This is a genomic window from Actinacidiphila sp. bgisy160 (assembly GCF_965342435.1).
In the GTDB taxonomy this organism is placed as follows: Bacteria; Actinomycetota; Actinomycetes; order Streptomycetales; family Streptomycetaceae; genus Actinacidiphila.
The window spans coordinates 20021-35814 of sequence record NZ_CBDRCM010000066.1 but is presented as its reverse complement, the minus strand read 5'-3'; the positions used below and the strand labels follow the sequence as shown (position 1 = coordinate 35814).

Sequence of the window (15794 nt, the reverse complement as noted above, 5' to 3'; positions counted from 1 at the left end):
TGTTGTGGTGGTGTTTCTTTTCTGTTTTTCTCTTTTTTTTTTTTTCTTTTTTTTTTTCCTGTTTTTTTTTTTTTTCTTTTTCCCCCCCCCCCCCCCCCCCCGTGGGCGCACCCCGGGCCCACCCGTTCGGCGCACGGCCGCGCCCGGGTGGTCCGGGGTGCGCGGGAGGTCAGACCGACAGCCGCTGACCCGGCAGGATCAGGTTGGGGTCGGCGCCGATCACGGACCGGTTGACGGCGTACAGCTTCTTCCAGGTCGTCCCGTGGGCGGCCGCGATGCCGCTCAGGGTGTCGCCGCCGCGGACGCTGTAGTTGCCCTGCCCCTTCGCCCGGCTCTGGCCACGGTCGGCGTGGCCGCCGGTGCCCCGTGACTGCTTCGCGGGCGCCGGGGCGGTGTGCCGCCGCGCCTTGGGCGCGGCCGGGGCCGTACCGCGGGTGGGCGCGCTCCCGTAGGCGCCGGCACGGGCGGAGCAGGTGGGCCAGGCGCCCCAGCCCTGCGCCCGCTGCACCTTGGTGGCGACGGCGATCTGCTGCTCACGGCTCGCCCGGTCGGCGGTCCCCGCGTAAGCGGTGCCGCCGTAGGCGCGCCAGGTCCCGGCCGAGAACTGGAGTCCCCCGTAGAACCCGTTGCCAGTGTTGATGTGCCAGTTCCCGCCGCTCTCGCAGTTGGCGATGCGGTCCCAGACCCCACGGTCGGCGGCCTTCGCGGGCCCCGCGACGGCCATGAGGGCCAGCGGGGTCAGCACGGTGACGCCGGCTACGACTGCGGACTGACGGTACTTGGCTGATACGGCCATGGAATCCCTCTCCACGGACCCGGGGTTCCCCATCACGCCGTACCCCTGGTACGGCGCCCGACGGACGGGGTACCCGCGCATCCGGCGCGGTCCCCGTCCCCTTCGCTCGCCGACCGATGGCATTCCGATCCACGGTCACCCTCCGTGCGAGCCCTCCCGGGTGGTGCTCTCTGCGCACGGCGGGCCAATCTAGGCAGGGTGGCGTTCCGTCACCAAACAAATCCCCGGCGCCGCAGGCCACTTGCGAGTTACCGGAGGTAAAGACCCATTCAGGACACCGGATCAATAGTGTTTTTTGCGGCATGACCGCACAGCGCATATGCGCCATGTGACGTGTCTCATAGGCGTGGAGGCTTCCCGGGGTGAAAGGTGGGACATGGAGTGACCGGCTCCGCACCGCCGCTCACACTCCGCACACGGACGCCCGAGCACGCACCAAGAAACCCGTGACTCCGGCCACAGATCGGCCGTTGTCACTATGTGCCGGGCGAGGCCCGGCGAAGGAGCCCGTAGCCGTACATTTCCAAGGAGGCTTCAGTGCCGCCCATGCTCGACGTCAGCGACGAGGTACGAGCCGAGATCGGCGATGAGGAGGCGGCACGCCTGCTGGCCGGTGACAGCGCGCCCGGCACGTACGACTGCACCTCCTGCCGCACCCCGGGGGACACCGCCACGGAGCGCACCAGCACGGTGCTCTTCGTCGGCGAGGAGACCGCCGTGCTCGCCTTCGCCCACGCGACCTGCATCCCCTCCCAGGTCGTGCCGGTCTCGGAGGAGCAACTGCAGGGCGCGGTGCAGAGCATCGCCGGCGAGGACACGGCCGGCGCCGCGGCGGCTGCCGCCGCTCCGCGCCAGGCGGTGCTCGGCATCACCTGCGGCCTCGTCCTGATCAAGGACGAGGTGTGCCCGGCCCTGGTCATCGAGCCCACCGGCCCGATCGCCCGCCCCGGTGACAACGGCCCCGGCGACGAATTCCTGCCGATCCTGATCGAGCAGGGTTTCCTGCCCGTCAACGACATGTCGACGCCGCCCTTCCCGCTGCCCGGCTGGTCCGTGCTGCTGGCCATGGGGCAGCTGCACGCCATCCTGCAGCCCGGCTCCGCCGGCGCGTGGTGGCAGGCGCACCAGCCGCTCGCGGTGAGCGAGGGCTGGCGCCAGGCGGTCAACAGGTCCAACGAGGTGTACGTCTACGCCGCCCCGCACGGCACCATCGGCCAGCAGCCCCGTGAGGACCTGCTGCGCGACGCCCTGGAGCGCGCCTGCGGGCGCGGGCTCCTCGTCGCGGCGACGATGCCGCTCTCCGGCACCTGATCCCCCGGCTCCGGCCGAAGGCGCGTACGGCCTGCCCGTACGCGCCTTTGGCCTATGGAAGCGCATATGCGTGATTCATCCGTACGACCCGCATCCCCGCAGATGAAACGCTCGTTGCCACGACGTGCACACCTTTGACGCTTCCTCACGAGCCCAGTACCGCAGCCCGATCCCCCCCATGCGCACCGCGCAGGACGCGTCCGTGAGTGAGGGCACGCCGATCTACGACGCGCTCTACTCCGAGTACCGCAGGCTCTTCCGCACCCTCCCCGGCGACCGCACCGGCGAGGAGGACCTGCAGTTCAACGGCTTCGCCGACCGCGGTGGTCCGGGCTCCCCCTACCGCGCGGGCCGCCACCGCGGCGACCTCCCCGCCCTCCCCCCGGGCCTCGCCGAGAACCGCATGCACGGCGGGCTCTGACCCACCCCGCACGCGCCGTACCGCCCGCCCGATCCGCCCCGAGGAGCCGACCCGGCGGGCGGCACCATGTCCGGCCCCCAGACGGCTACTTCTTGCGACCGCGCTTCTCCCGCACCCGCACCGACACCTGGATCGGCGTCCCCGCGAACCCGAACTCCTCACGCAACCGCCGCTCGATGAAGCGGCGGTAGCCCGCCTCCAGGAAGCCGGAGGCGAAGAGCACGAAGCGCGGGGGCTTGGTGCCGGCCTGGGTACCGAAGAGGATGCGGGGTTGCTTGCCGCCACGGATCGGGTGGGGGTGGGCGGCTACGAGCTCGCCCAGGAAGGCGTTGAGGCGGCCCGTGGGGACCCGGGTCTCCCAGCCTGCCAGTGCCGTCTCGATGGCCGGGACCAGCTTCTCCATGTGGCGGCCGGTGCGGGCGGAGACGTTCACCCGGGGCGCCCACTGGACCTGTACGAGGTCCTTCTCGATCTCGCGCTCGAGGTAGTAGCGCCGCTCCTCGTCCAGCAGGTCCCACTTGTTGTAGGCGATGACGATGGCGCGGCCCGCCTCGACGGCCAGCGAGATGATGCGGGTGTCCTGCTCGGCGAGCGTCTCGCCGGCGTCGATCAGGACGACGGCGACCTCCGCCTTCTCCAGGGCGGCAGCGGTGCGCAGCGAGGCATAGTAGTCCGCGCCCTCCTGGAGGTGGACGCGACGGCGGATGCCCGCGGTGTCCACGAATTTCCAGGTCTTGCCGCCGAGCTCGATGAGCTCGTCGACCGGGTCGCGGGTCGTGCCGGCCAGCTCGTTGACGACGACGCGCTCCTCGCCGGCCACCTTGTTGAGCAGCGAGGACTTGCCGACGTTCGGGCGGCCGATCAGCGCGACCCGGCGCGGACCGCCGATGGTGCCCGCGAAGGACTGCATCGGCGCCTCGGGAAGCGCCTCCAGCATCGCGTCCAGCAGGTCGCCCGTGCCGCGGCCGTGCAGCGACGAGACCGGGAAGGGCTCGCCGAGGCCGAGGTTCCACAGCATGGCGGCGTCCGCCTCGCCCGAGGGGCCGTCGACCTTGTTGGCGCACAGCACGACCGGCTTCCCGGCCTTGCGGAGCAGCTTGACGACGGCCTCGTCGGTGTCGGTCGCGCCGACCGTGGCGTCCACCACGAAGACCACGGCGTCGGCGGCCTCGATGGCGAACTCGGCCTGGGCGGCCACGGACGCGTCGATGCCGAGCACGTCCTGCTCCCAGCCGCCGGTGTCGACGATCTTGAAGCGGCGGCCGTTCCAGTCGGCCTCGTACGTGACGCGGTCGCGGGTGACGCCGGGGCGGTCCTCGACGACCGCCTCGCGGCGGCCGATGATCCGGTTCACCAGGGTCGACTTGCCGACGTTCGGGCGGCCGACGACCGCGACGACCGGCAGCGGGCCGTGGCCCGCCGCCGCGAGGTCGCCGGCGACCTCGTCGGGGTCGAAGCCCTCCTCGGCGGCGAGCTCCATGAACTCGGCGTACTCGGCGTCGTCGAGCGCGCCGACTTCGCCGTACTCGTTCTCGATGTCCATGAAAGCTTCTCCGTCGATCGTCAGATGTGCGGGGGCTTGCACGCCCCAGTGTGGGTCAGGCCGGCGCTAGGAGGCGCGGCCCGTGGCGCGCCGGGCGTACTCGAGGTGGCCGGTCAGGTGCTTCTGGATGCGTACGGTGGCGGCGTCCAGCGCCGTACGGGTACGGCGCCCGGTCCCGTCGCCGGCGTCGAAAGGGTCGCCGAAGACGATGTCGACCCGGCCGCGCACCGGCGGCAGGCCGCGGATCAGCCGTCCCGGCCGGGACGTGCCGAGGACCGCGACCGGCACGATGGGCGCGCCGGAGCGCACCGCGAAGTACGCCAGGCCCGCCCGCAGGTCGGCGAAGTCGCCCTCGCCCCGGGTGCCCTCGGGGAAGATCCCGAGGACCCCGCCGCGCTCCAGCACGCCGAGCGCGCTGGTCACCGCGGTGCGGTCGGTGCTGTGGCGGTCCACCGGGAGCTGACCGATCCCACGCAGGAACGGGTCCAGCGGCCCGATGAACGCCTCCTTCTTGATCAGGAAGTGCACCGGGCGCGGGCAGGTGCCCATGAGCACCGGCCCGTCCACGTAGTGCGAGTGGTTCACGGCCAGGATCACCGGCCCCATGGCCGGCATCCGCCAGGTTCCGAGCACCCGGGGGCGCCAGAGGCTGTTGATGATCCCGATGCCGAGGCGGCGGCCGACCGCCGCGCCCTTCGGCCCCGGAACCGCGGAGGAGTCACTCACGAAGCGGCCCGCTTCTCCTCGATCAGGGTGACGACGCACTCGATGACCTGGTCGAGGGTGAGCTCGCTGGTGTCGACCTCTATGGCGTCGCCCGCCTTCGCCAGCGGGGAGGTCTTGCGGCCGGAGTCGGCCGCGTCGCGCCGCACCAGGGCCTCCCGGGTCGCCAGGAGGTCGACCTGGGCGCTGCCGGCGGCCTTCAGTTCGCCGCCGCGGCGGGCGGCGCGGGCCTCCGCGGAGGCGGTGAGGTAGATCTTGACGGTGGCGTCCGGCAGCACGGTGGTGCCGATGTCCCGGCCCTCGACGACGATGCCGACAGGCGCGGCGGCGGCCGCGTCGCGCTGCAGACCGACCAGCCGGGTACGCACCTCCGGCACCGCGCTGACGGCGCTGACCGCCGCGGTGACCTCCTGGGTGCGGATCGGGCCGGAGGCGTCCACGCCGTCCACCGTGATCGTGGGTGCCGCCGGGTCGGACCCGGAGACGATCACCGGCTTCTCGGCGGCGGTCGCCACGGCGGCCGCGTCGTTCACGTCGACGCCGTTGCTCAGCATCCACCAGGTCATCGCCCGGTACTGCGCGCCGGTGTCCAGGTAGCTCAGACCGAGCTTGGCCGCGACCGCCTTCGAAGTGCTGGACTTGCCAGTGCCCGAGGGGCCGTCGATCGCGACGATCACCGGATTCGACACAGTCGGGGGACCTTCCTTGTGCGTGGAGCAGCGACACGGCTGGCGCAATGCCATCCCCACAAGGTTACCGGCCCACCCATTCGGCTCCGTACCACGATTTCCCCGGCGGCCCCGCTCAGGCGCGCAGCGACCAGCCCCGCTCCCGCAACGCCGCCGACAACCGCGTCGCCGCGGCGGGCTCCACCATCAACTGCACCAGACCCGCCTGCTGCCCCGTCGAGTGCTCGATCCGCACGTCCTCGATGTTCACCCCCGCCGCCCCCGCGTCCGCGAACAGCCGCGCCAGCTCTCCCGGCTGGTCGCCGATGAGGACGGCGACGACCTCGTAGCTCTTGGGGGCGGAGCCGTGCTTGCCGGGGACCTTGGCCCGGCCGGCGTTGCCGCGGCGCAGGAGGTCCTCGATGCCGGCGGCGCCGTCGCGGCGCTTGGCGTCGTCCGCGGACTGCAGGGCCCGCAGGGACTCGACGGTCTCGGTCAGGTCGGCCGCGATGTCGGCGAGGACGTCGGCGACCGGGCCGGGGTTGGCGGAGAGGATGTCGATCCACATGCCGGGCTGGGAGCCCGCGACGCGGGTGACGTCGCGGATGCCCTGGCCACACAGGCGCACCGCGCTGTCCTCGGCGTGCTGCAGGCGGGCCGCGACCATGCTGGAGACGAGCTGCGGGGTGTGCGAGACGAGGGCGACGGCGCGGTCGTGGGCGTCGGCGTCCATCACGACCGGGACGGCCCGGCAGAGCGCGACCAGCTCCAGGGCGAGGTTGAGCACCTCGGTCTCGGTGACCGGGGTCGGGGTGAGCACCCAGGGGCGGCCCTCGAAGAGGTCGGCGGTCGCGGCCAGCGGGCCGGAGCGCTCGCGGCCGGACATGGGGTGCGTGCCGATGTACGAGGTCAGGTCGCAGCCGAGCGCCTCCAGGTCACGGCGCGGCCCGGACTTGACGCTGGCGACGTCGAGGTAGCCGCGGGCCAGGGCGCGGCGCTGGGCGTCGGCGACGGTCGCGGCGACGTGGGCCGGCGGCACGGCGATGATCGCCAGGTCGACCCGGCCGGACGGGGGCTCGTCGGTGCCCGCGCCGAGCGCGGCGGCGGTGCGCACCACGGCGGGGTCGTGGTCCTCCAGGTGGACCTCGACGCCGCGCGCGGCGAGCGCGAGGGCGGCGGAGGTGCCGATGAGGCCGGTGCCGATGACGAGGGCGGTTCTCACTGGGCGATGTCCTTGCGGAGGGCTGCCGCGGCGCCGAGGTAGACGTGCGAGATCTCGTCCTTGGACAGCTCGGACTCGACGTGGGCGAGGATGCGCACGACCCTGGGCATGGCGCCGGCGATGTCGAGCTCCTGCGCGCAGATCAGCGGCACGTCGGTGATGCCGAGCTTGCGCGCGGCGACCGCAGGGAAGTCGCTGTGGAGGTCCGGGGTGGCGGTGAACCAGACGCTGATCAGGTCGTCCACCGCGATGCCGTTGCGCTCCAGGATGGCGGTGAGCAGCTCGGCGACCTGCCCGTGCATGTGCTCCGCCTCGTCCCGCTCCAGCTGCACGGCTCCGCGGACCGCTCGTACCGCCACGTCATCGCTCCCTGTGTTGCTGCGCGCACGTACCTGGTCAGCGTAGTCGCGGCGGACGGGGCGCGGCGGACACGCCCGCCCTGCGAGACGCGAGGGGCGGTGCGGTACACCATGAAGCATGATCTACCACCTGGTTCCGCTGGACGACTGGCTGCGCGACCCGGACCGTCCGTACGCGCCCTCGTCGCTCGCCGAGGACGGGTTCGTGCACTGCGCGCCCGACGAGGCGGTGGCGCTCGCCGTCGCCGACGCCTTCTACCGGGGCACCCCGGGCCCGCTGATGGTGCTGCTGATCGACGAGGAGGCGCTGGAGGCCCGTGTGCTGTGGGAGGACGCCGATCCGGTGCCGCCGCCGGGCGTGCCGCGGGAGACGCGGTTCCCGCACGTGTACGGGCGCATCAACCGAAGTGCGGTGGTCGGGATGCTGGAGGTGCAGCGCGACCCGGAGGGCCGCGCGGTCGCGCTGACGGTGTGGTCGTAAGCACCGCTTCTTCCCGGCACGCCCCAGGACGCCGGGCGGGCCCGGCGGGGTGCCGGGCGTCCGCGCCCCCTCCTGGACCGGCGGGCTGCACCGCTGGTCCGGCCGGGTCGCGTTCCCGTCGACCGTCCCGGCCGCCGTGCACTGCCGGTACGCGTTGGGCTATCAGACGTACAGCGATCGCGTCTTGTGGCACTCGCTGCCCAGGTGCTTCTTTTTTGGGACATTCACGGCAAAGATGCTGCTGCTGCGGGCCGAGCGACTACCGGGCCGGCTGCTGCCGTTCGTCGGCGGGCTGGTCTTCACGGCGCTGACGGTGCTGTGGCTGACGTCCGCGTTGTGGTTCTTTCGAACGGTCGGGGTGACGACATGAAGCGACGCATCGTGCTGCTGTCCACGGCAGCGCTTGCGGGATGCAGCAAATACGGCGACGAGAGCACGCCGCAGGCCGCGGCGACGTCGGCGCCACCGGTCTCGGAGCCCGCCTCCGCACCGGCGGCCTCGGCGCCGGCCTCGCCACCGGCCTCCCCTTCCGCGTCCGCGGGCGAGGTTCTGGTGAAGGCGGCCGACGTGCCCGTGGGCGGCGGCACGGTGATCACGGACAAGAAGATCGTGGTGACCCAGCCCGTGGCCGGCGAGTTCAAGGCGTTCTCCGCCGTCTGCACCCACCGGGGCTGCATCGTGAACAGCGTCTCCGACGGCACCATCAACTGCCCTTGTCACGGCAGCAAGTACCGCATCACCGACGCCGCGGTGGTCGCGGGACCGGCTCCGAGGCCGCTCCCCGCCGAGGCGATCACCGAAAAAGGCGGCGAGATCCTCCTCGCGTAGCCCGTACCATCCCCGTCCATGCGCGACCACGACCTCGTACGCCACCACACCGTCTACGCCTGTGTGATGGGCTCGCGTGCCTTCGGCCTGGCCACGGACGGCAGCGACACCGACCGCCGCGGGGTGTACGTCGCGCCCACCCCGCTCTTCTGGCGCTTCGACAAGCCGCCCCGTCACGTGGACGGCCCGGAGCCCGAGCAGTTCTCCTGGGAACTGGAGCGGTTCTGCGAGCTCGCCCTGCGCGCCAACCCCAACATCCTGGAGTGCCTCCACTCCCCCCTCGTCGAACACGTGGACGACGTCGGGCGGGAACTGCTCGCCCTGCGCGGCGCCTTCCTCTCCCGGCACGTCCACGCGTCCTTCGCGCGCTACGCCACCGGCCAGCTGCGGAAGCTGGAGGCCGACGTCCGCACGCACGGCGCGCCCCGCTGGAAGCACGCCATGCACCTGCTGCGGCTGCTGATCAGCGCCCGCGACCTGCTGCGCACCGGCGAACTGCGCATCGAGGCCGGCGACCACCGCGAGCGGCTGCTGGCCGTGAAGCGGGGCGAGGCCGGCTGGCCCGAGACGGAATCCTGGATGCTGCGGCTGTACGAGGAGGCCGCGGCCGCCGCCTCGCGCAGCCCGCTCCCGGACGAACCGGACCGGGCCCGCGTCGAGGACTTCCTGTTCCGGGTCCGGCGGGCGTCAGGCGCCGTCGCCGTCCCAGAGGGCGCCGAGGGCCAGTAGTTCGTCGCGGTACTCGATCCGCTCCACCCAGGCGTCCGGCCAGGCCGCCAGGCCGTGGTGCGCGCCGGCGAAGGCGCCCGTCAGGCAGGCTATGGAGTCGGAGTCCCCGGAGGAGCACGCCGCCCGGCGCACGGCGGTGACCGGATCGTCCGGGAAGAGCAGGAAGCACAGCAGGCCGGTCGCCAGCGCCTCCTCGGCGATCCAGCCGGCGCCGGTGGCCAGGCACGGGTCGGAATCCCGGTCGGGCGCCGCGAGCGCCGCGTCGAGACGGTCGAGCGCCCCGAGGCACTCGTCCCAGCCGCGCCGGACGAAGGCCACCGGGCCGTGGTCGTGGGCGCGCAGCCACAGGTCGCCGAGCCACCACTCGTGGTAGGTGTCGCGCTGCTCCGCCGCGTGGCGGCGCAGCAGGCCGGCCAGTTCCCCCGGGGCCGTACCCTGCGCGAGCAGATGGACGGCGTGCGCGGTCAGGTCGGAGGCCGCGAGCGCCGTGGGGTGGCCGTGGGTCAGCGCGGACTGCAACTGCGCCGCCCCCGCCCGTTCCTCGGGGCGCAGGCCGGGGACGAGGCCGACCGGGGCGACCCGCATGTTGGCACCGCAGCCCTTGGAGCCGGTCTGGCAGGCCTCCTGCCATGGCCGGCCAGGGTGGTCCAGCTTCTCGCAGGCGACCAGGCAGGTGCGGCCCGGGGCGCGGTTGTTGTCGGGCGAGTGGTACCAGCCGACGTACTCCTCACGCACCGGACGGGCGAGCCGGGACGGGGTGAGGGGGCCGCGCTCCATCGCCGTGCGCAGCCCGCGTCCCAGGGCGAGCGTCATCTGGGTGTCGTCGGTGACGAAGGCCGGGCGGGGCAGTGCCATCTTCCGCCAGGGGCCGCACTTGGCGAGGATCGACGGGATGTCGTTGAACTCCGTGGGGAATCCCAGCGCGTCACCGATCGCCAGGCCCGCCATCGCCCCCGAGGCCGCTCGGCGCCCGGCCACGGCAGGACTCACGCCGCGGCCACCCGGGTGCGGACGACCAGGTCGTGGAGGGCGTCGTAGGCCGTCGGCTCGCCGGGCAGCCGGGTGTCCCGCTGCGCGTCGTCCAGGCCGGCGTGGAGGGCGTCGACGTCGGCGCGGACACGGCGCGGGTCGAGGTCCATCGCGAGGCCGTGCTCGGCGACGGCCTTCTCGTGGATGAGTTCGCGGACGTATCCGGGGGCGGGGACGTGCTCAAGCAGCGTCGGCAGGTGTGCCTCCACCGTGCCGGTGCGCATCAGGTGGATGCCGGACAGCAGCACCCGGAAGGTGTAGAGCAGCGGCTTGAGTTGGCCGGTCTTCTCGTACAGCTCCCACTGGGTACGGGCGAAGCCCCGGTAGTGGTGGGCGTGGTGGCCGGTGATGACGCCTGGTGCCAGGTCGACCAGTTGGGCGTGGACGCCGCTGGTGTGCACCACGAGCGGGGACAGCAGCTGCTCCAGCACGTAGCCGTTGCGCCGCAGCATGAGCCGGGTGAACTTCAGCAGGTCGTGGGTGACCAGGTCGAGTTCGAGACCGTCCTGCTCCCACATGCGGGTCTGGGTCTCCTCGCCCTCCCGCAGCCCGATCAGGTCGGACAGCGGGAGGAGGTGGACACCGCGCAGGTCCACGTCGGAGTCGCGGGACGGGAAGCCGTACAGGTGCGCACCGGAGACGGTGGCGAACAGCAACGGGTGTCCCCGCTGGGCGAGGGCCGGGGTGAGTTCGGGCAGCCCGGCCCCGCGCAGACGTTCGGCGTGGATGGTCATTGCGCCATCCTTCCCGGAACGGCCGCCTCCGGGAAAGTCCTTATCCGTGGGGAGCCGGTCGGAACCGGCCGGACGGCCGGTCCGGTACGGGACGCGGACCGGCGCCGCCGGCGGGGACCGGACGGCTCAGAGGTCGACCTCGCGCATCAGCATGCCCACCTCGGTGTTGGTCAGCCGCCGCAGCCAGCCCGACTTCTGGTCGCCGAGCGCGATCGGGCCGAAACTGGTGCGGACCAGCTTGTCGACCGGGAAGCCCGCCTCTGCGAGCATGCGGCGCACGATGTGCTTGCGGCCCTCGTGCAGGGTGACCTCGACGAGGTAGTTCTTGCCCGTCTGCTGCACGACGCGGAAGCTGTCGGCGCGGGCGTAGCCGTCCTCCAGCTGGATGCCGTTCTTCAGCTGCTTGCCGATGTCGCGCGGCAGCACACCGCTGATCGCGGCGAGGTAGGTCTTCTGCACGCCGTAGCGGGGGTGGGTGAGACGGTGGGCCAGCTCGCCGTGGTTGGTGAGCAGGATGATGCCCTCGGTCTCGGTGTCCAGCCGCCCGACGTGGAAGAGCCGCGTCTCGCGGTTGGTGACGTAGTCGCCGAGGCACTGGCGGCCCTCGGGGTCCTCCATCGTGGACACCACGCCGGCCGGCTTGTTCAGGGCGAAGAACAGGTACGACTGCGTGGCGACGGTCAGCCCGTCGACGCGCACCTCGTCCTTGTCGGGGTTCACCCGCAGGCCCTGCTCGGTGACGATCTTGCCGTTCACCTCGACCCGGCGCTGCTCGATCAGCTCCTCGCACGCACGGCGCGAACCCATGCCCGCCCGGGCCAGCACCTTCTGCAGGCGCTCGCCCTCCTGCTCGGCGCCGGGGAAGGTCTTGGGCAGGTTCAGCCTGGGCTTGCTGTGCCGCTCGCGGTTGCGCTCCTCGATCTGGGCGTCCAGCTCGCGCGGGCGCGCGGGGGCGGACTTGCGGGGCTTGCCGGACGCGCCGCCCGGCTTGCCGCCGGTACCGCGCCTGGCACCCCCGCCCGCTCCGCCGGGCCCGCCGGAGCTGCCGCCGACGTCGTAGCGGCGCTCCTCGGGACGGGGCCGGCCCGCGCGCTTCTGCTGGTCGCCGCGCTGTCCCCCGGTCCTCGACCGGGAGCTGCCCCCACCGGCACCCCGGGTATTCCGGTTGCCGTCACTGTTCCTGCCGCTGCCGCTACTGCTTCGCATCAACTATCCGTCGTCGAGTCCGGGTCGAATGAGGGGACGCCCTCCAGGGAGTCCGCCTCGACGGCGTCCGCCTCCGGGAGGAACGGGGCGAGCTCGGGCAACTCGTCCAGGCCGCGCAGGCCCATCCGCTCCAGGAAGTAGTTCGTCGTCCTGTACAGGATCGCACCTGTCTCGGCTTCCGTCCCACACTCCTCCACCAGACCCCGCTGCAGGAGGGTGCGCATCACGCCGTCGCAGTTGACCCCGCGCACCGCGGAGACCCGGGACCGGCTGACCGGCTGCCGGTACGCGACGACCGCCAGCGTCTCCAGCGCGGCCTGGGTGAGCCGGGCCTGCTGGCCGTCCAGGACGAACTTCTCGACGGCCGCGGCGTAGGCGGGCCGGGTGTAGAAGCGCCAGCCGCCCGCGATCAGGCGCAGGTCGAAGCCACGGCCCTGCGCGGCGTACTCCTGCGCGAGGTCGTGGAGAGCGGTGGCGATCTCCCGGCGCGGGCGCTCCAGCACCTTGGACAGGGTCTCCTCGGTGACGGGCTCGTCCACGACCATCAGGACCGCCTCCAGGGCGGGCCGCAGCTCCAGCTCCGCCACGGACAGCAGCCCCGCGGGGGCGCCCTCGGCCGCCTCGCCGGTCCGCTCGATCACCTCGGCCTCGGATGCCACCTCGGCCACCCCGGTCGTCTCCGTCACGTCAGCCGTCCTTCCCGTCCTTCGCCGCGGCGGGCACCTGGTCGAATTCGTCGGTGACGAGCGGCTGGTCCGGTGCCCTCTCGCCGCCCGTCCAGCGGACCTGGAGCGTACCCAGGGCCTCCTCCTGGTCGAGCGCGACCGCCTTCTCCCGGTACAGCTCCAGCAGGGCCAGGAAGCGCGCCACGACCGTCAGGGTGTCAGGGGCGTCGAAGGTCAGCTCCCGGAAACTCACCTCGCCGCGCTCGCGCAGCATCGCGATGACGTGCTCGGCCTGCTCGCGCACGCTCACCAGCGGCGCGTGGATGTGGTCCACGTACACCTGCGGCTTCGGCTTCGGCTGCATCGCCTTGACGGCGAGCTGCGCGAAGCGTTCCGGCCCGATGCTCAGCACCACCTCGGGCAGCAGCTCGGCGTGCTGCGGCTCCAGTCCCACGGTGCGGGGGTGGTGCAGCGCCTCGGCCTCCAGGCGTTCGGCGAAGATCGCGGCGATCTGCTTGTACGCGCGGTACTGGAGCAGCCGGGCGAACAGCAGGTCCCGGGCCTCCAGCAGGGCGAGGTCCTCCTCGTCCTCCACCTCGGCGGCGGGCAGCAGACGCGCGGCTTTCAGGTCCAGCAGCGTCGCCGCGACGACCAGGAACTCCGTGGTCTGGTCCAGGTCCCAGTCCGGTCCCATGGCGCGGATGTACGCCATGAACTCGTCCGTCACCTTGGACAGGGCGACCTCGGTGACGTCGAGCTTGTGCTTGGAGATCAGCTGCAGCAGCAGGTCGAAGGGGCCCTCGAAGTTCGCCAGCCGGACGGTGAACCGGCCGTCGTTCGCGGCGGCACCCTCCTCGTCGTCCGGCTCGCCGGCGGGCGGCGTCTCGCCGTCCGGCGCGGGAGCAGCCACGGGAGCGGGCGCCTTCTCGTCCCCCGCCTCCGCTGCGGGCGGCGGGTCCGCGACGAGCAGTTGCCCCCCGGGCTCGGGGGCGGCCTCCGCCACGACTTCGACGGCGGCGGGTGGCGGCGGCACCGCGGGCGCGGTGTGGCCGAACTCACTGCCCGCTTCGCCCGTGCCCGCGCCGGCCCCGGCCGTGGGCGGCACGGGGTTCGCGCCGGGGCCGCGGCCGAGGAGGCGGCGGGAGCGCTGCGGGCGGTCGGTGTCGTCGGGGGGCATGGGGGTCCAGGTGGTACTGACGGGGCCGTACGGAGGACGGCACCGTATCGCGCGGAGCGGGTCAGCGGCCGCGCAGGCGGCGTACGAGGATGCTCGCGTCGCCGCGGGACTCGAGGTCGGCCAGGACCACGGCCACCGCCTCGCGGACGATGCGCCCGCGGTCCACAGCGAGCCCGTGCTCGCCGCGCAGCACGAGGCGGGCGTGCTCGAGGTCCATGAGCTCCTCGGCGGAGACGTAGACGGTGATCTTCTCGTCGTGGCGCTCGCGCCCGCTGGGCCGCCTGGGGGCCCGTCCGGACTTGCGGCGCGGCTGTGGGGGCTGCGGCGGCTGCGGGGCCGCCTGGGGGCCCGTGGAGCCCGCTGCGGGGGCCTGCGGGCCGCGGCGTACGGGCGGACCGGACGGGCCCGCCTGCTCGGGGACGGAGCGGGCCGCGGGCGCGGTGCCGGGGACGGCGCCGGTCTCCCGGCCGCCGTGCTCGGCGGCCTCGGAGGGCGCCGCGGACTCGCTGACGGGCGCCTCCTCGGGCGCCGGTTCCCCGGAGGGGGCCGGCACGGGCCGCAGCGGGCGTTCGCCGGAGGCGCCGGAGTCCGTGCCCTGGCCGGCGCCCGTGCCCGCACCGGGGGTCTCGCCGTTGGCGTGCTGCCGCGGCGCCGGGGACTGGAGCCCCCGTCCCCCGGTGGTCCGGAACAGTTCGTCGGCCCCCGGGAGACTCACTCGGCGTGACACCGGGCGAGCACCTCCCTGGCGAGTTGGCGATAGGCGGCGGCGCCCACCGAGTTGGAGGCGTACGTGGTGATCGGCTCACCGGCGACCGTGGTCTCCGGGAAGCGGACGGTCCGTCCGATGACGGTGTGGAAGACGTGGTCGTCGAAGGCCTCGACGACACGCGCCAGCACTTCGCGGCTGTGCACGGTGCGCGAGTCGTACATCGTGGCGAGGATGCCGTCCAGCTCCAGCTCGGGGTTGAGCCGCTCCCTGACCTTCTCGATGGTCTCGGTGAGCAGCGCGACACCGCGCAGCGCGAAGAACTCGCACTCCAGCGGGACGATCACCTGGTGGGCCGCGGTCAGCGCGTTGACGGTCAGCAGGCCGAGCGACGGCTGGCAGTCGATGATGACGTAGTCGTAGTCGGGCAGCAGCGGCTTCAACGCGCGCTGCAGCGAGGACTCCCGGGCCACCTCGCTGACCAACTGGACTTCCGCGGCGGACAGATCGATGTTGCTGGGCAGCAGGTCCATGCCGGGCACCGCGGTCTTCAGCAGCACCTCGTCGGCCGAGAGCCCGCGCTCCATCAGCAAGTTGTAGACCGTGACGTCCAGTTCCATCGGGTTGACGCCGAGTCCGACGGAGAGCGCGCCCTGGGGGTCGAAGTCGACCAGGAGGACGCGACGGCCGTATTCGGCCAGCGCCGCACCGAGGTTGATGGTGGACGTCGTCTTGCCGACGCCGCCCTTCTGGTTGCACATGGCGATGATCTTCGCCGGGCCGTGGTCCGTCAGCGGCCCGGGAATCGGGAAGTACGGCAACGGGCGGCCGGTGGGGCCCACGCGCTCGCGGCGCTGGCGCGCCGCGTCGGGCGCGAGTGTGGCCGCGTACTCGGGATCGGGTTCGTACTCCGCGTCGGGGTCGTAGAACTGACCGTCCTGGAGCTCTTCTTCGTAGTGCGCCATGGGGTTCGCGTAACGCGTCTCGTTGTCTGTCCCGGCTCTGCGCGCCTCGAACGTCCGGACGGCCACGGAGGCCACCGGTTCGAGCCGTGCGGAGCCCTCGGTCTGCACGGTCATTCCTGGCTGACCACCCCCGGGAGCAAATGTCGACTCATTCACAAGTCGTCTTACCTCCTTGGTGACCAGGAAACTTCTCAATAGGTCAGCGTTGCAGCATGCCGACGGTTGGCGACT

General features: G+C 72.6%; 18 protein-coding genes and 1 pseudogene. 6 read left to right on the top strand and 13 right to left on the bottom strand.

What is annotated here, in order from left to right:
• Positions 1 to 169: 169 nt before the first annotated feature.
• The gene (locus ACRWNP_RS32765; protein ID WP_431967880.1) at positions 170 to 796 is read right to left on the bottom strand and encodes a transglycosylase family protein; all 627 of its coding nucleotides are present in this window, start codon (positions 794 to 796) and stop codon (positions 170 to 172) included.
• Between the two features lie 537 nt (positions 797 to 1333).
• Between ACRWNP_RS32765 and ACRWNP_RS32760 the strand changes: the two genes are divergently transcribed.
• Both ACRWNP_RS32760 and ACRWNP_RS32755 read left to right on the top strand, forming a co-directional pair.
• Positions 1334 to 2107: a hypothetical protein gene (locus ACRWNP_RS32760; protein ID WP_431967878.1), complete on the top strand. Its 774-nt coding sequence runs from the start codon at positions 1334 to 1336 to the stop codon at positions 2105 to 2107.
• Positions 2108 to 2285: 178 nt separating this feature from the next.
• Positions 2286 to 2528: a hypothetical protein gene (locus ACRWNP_RS32755; protein WP_431967876.1), complete on the top strand. Its 243-nt coding sequence runs from the start codon at positions 2286 to 2288 to the stop codon at positions 2526 to 2528.
• Positions 2529 to 2613: 85 nt separating this feature from the next.
• On the opposite strand, the gene der is transcribed toward ACRWNP_RS32755, so the two are convergent.
• The 5 genes from der to aroH form a co-directional block, all read right to left on the bottom strand.
• Positions 2614 to 4071, bottom strand: coding sequence for a ribosome biogenesis GTPase Der (gene der / locus ACRWNP_RS32750; protein ID WP_431967874.1), 1458 nt, complete (start codon positions 4069 to 4071; stop codon positions 2614 to 2616).
• 66 nt (positions 4072 to 4137) lie between these two features.
• Positions 4138 to 4836: a lysophospholipid acyltransferase family protein gene (locus tag ACRWNP_RS32745; RefSeq protein ID WP_431967872.1), complete on the bottom strand. Its 699-nt coding sequence runs from the start codon at positions 4834 to 4836 to the stop codon at positions 4138 to 4140.
• Positions 4794 to 5537 (bottom strand): (d)CMP kinase, encoded by a 744-nt coding sequence (cmk, locus tag ACRWNP_RS32740; protein WP_431967870.1) that lies wholly within the window; start codon positions 5535 to 5537, stop codon positions 4794 to 4796. The genes ACRWNP_RS32745 and cmk overlap by 43 nt, the downstream gene beginning before the upstream one ends.
• 61 nt (positions 5538 to 5598) lie before the next feature.
• Entirely contained in the window at positions 5599 to 6684 is a 1086-nt protein-coding gene (locus ACRWNP_RS32735; RefSeq protein WP_431967868.1) for a prephenate dehydrogenase, read from the bottom strand.
• Complete coding sequence (aroH, locus tag ACRWNP_RS32730) at positions 6681 to 7043, bottom strand: chorismate mutase (protein ID WP_431967866.1); 363 nt, start codon at positions 7041 to 7043, stop codon at positions 6681 to 6683. The genes ACRWNP_RS32735 and aroH overlap by 4 nt, the downstream gene beginning before the upstream one ends.
• 118 nt (positions 7044 to 7161) lie before the next feature.
• Between aroH and ACRWNP_RS32725 the strand changes: the two genes are divergently transcribed.
• From ACRWNP_RS32725 to ACRWNP_RS32710, 4 genes and pseudogenes are all read left to right on the top strand, one after another.
• Entirely contained in the window at positions 7162 to 7524 is a 363-nt protein-coding gene (locus tag ACRWNP_RS32725; RefSeq protein WP_431967864.1) for a DUF952 domain-containing protein, read from the top strand.
• Positions 7525 to 7591: 67 nt separating this feature from the next.
• Positions 7592 to 7894 (top strand): annotated as a pseudogene (locus tag ACRWNP_RS32720) (DUF6529 family protein); the annotation flags it as partial.
• Positions 7891 to 8352, top strand: coding sequence for a Rieske (2Fe-2S) protein (locus ACRWNP_RS32715; RefSeq protein ID WP_431967862.1), 462 nt, complete (start codon positions 7891 to 7893; stop codon positions 8350 to 8352). The pseudogene ACRWNP_RS32720 and the gene ACRWNP_RS32715, both read left to right, overlap by 4 nt.
• An 18-nt stretch (positions 8353 to 8370) precedes the next feature.
• On the top strand, positions 8371 to 9081 hold the full coding sequence (locus tag ACRWNP_RS32710) for a nucleotidyltransferase domain-containing protein (protein ID WP_431967860.1): 711 nt from the start codon (positions 8371 to 8373) through the stop codon (positions 9079 to 9081).
• Here the strand turns inward: ACRWNP_RS32710 and ACRWNP_RS32705 are convergent.
• From ACRWNP_RS32705 to ACRWNP_RS32675, 7 genes are all read right to left on the bottom strand, one after another.
• Complete coding sequence (locus ACRWNP_RS32705) at positions 9040 to 10029, bottom strand: ADP-ribosylglycohydrolase family protein (RefSeq protein ID WP_431967890.1); 990 nt, start codon at positions 10027 to 10029, stop codon at positions 9040 to 9042. The genes ACRWNP_RS32710 and ACRWNP_RS32705 overlap by 42 nt on opposite strands.
• Positions 10030 to 10067: 38 nt before the next feature.
• Positions 10068 to 10844: a nucleotidyltransferase domain-containing protein gene (locus ACRWNP_RS32700; protein ID WP_431967858.1), complete on the bottom strand. Its 777-nt coding sequence runs from the start codon at positions 10842 to 10844 to the stop codon at positions 10068 to 10070.
• 126 nt (positions 10845 to 10970) lie between these two features.
• A complete protein-coding gene (locus tag ACRWNP_RS32695) occupies positions 10971 to 12050 on the bottom strand; it encodes a pseudouridine synthase (RefSeq protein WP_431967856.1) in 1080 nt (359 codons plus the stop codon).
• The gene (gene scpB, locus ACRWNP_RS32690) at positions 12050 to 12691 is read right to left on the bottom strand and encodes an SMC-Scp complex subunit ScpB (RefSeq protein WP_431967888.1); all 642 of its coding nucleotides are present in this window, start codon (positions 12689 to 12691) and stop codon (positions 12050 to 12052) included. Before scpB ends, ACRWNP_RS32695 begins: the two co-directional genes overlap by 1 nt.
• A 46-nt stretch (positions 12692 to 12737) precedes the next feature.
• The gene (locus ACRWNP_RS32685) at positions 12738 to 13892 is read right to left on the bottom strand and encodes a segregation and condensation protein A (RefSeq protein ID WP_431967854.1); all 1155 of its coding nucleotides are present in this window, start codon (positions 13890 to 13892) and stop codon (positions 12738 to 12740) included.
• A gap of 61 nt (positions 13893 to 13953) precedes the next feature.
• Positions 13954 to 14607 (bottom strand): hypothetical protein, encoded by a 654-nt coding sequence (locus ACRWNP_RS32680; RefSeq protein WP_431967852.1) that lies wholly within the window; start codon positions 14605 to 14607, stop codon positions 13954 to 13956.
• On the bottom strand, positions 14604 to 15677 hold the full coding sequence (locus ACRWNP_RS32675; protein WP_431967850.1) for a ParA family protein: 1074 nt from the start codon (positions 15675 to 15677) through the stop codon (positions 14604 to 14606). The genes ACRWNP_RS32680 and ACRWNP_RS32675 overlap by 4 nt, the downstream gene beginning before the upstream one ends.
• Between the last annotated feature and the right edge of the window lie 117 nt (positions 15678 to 15794).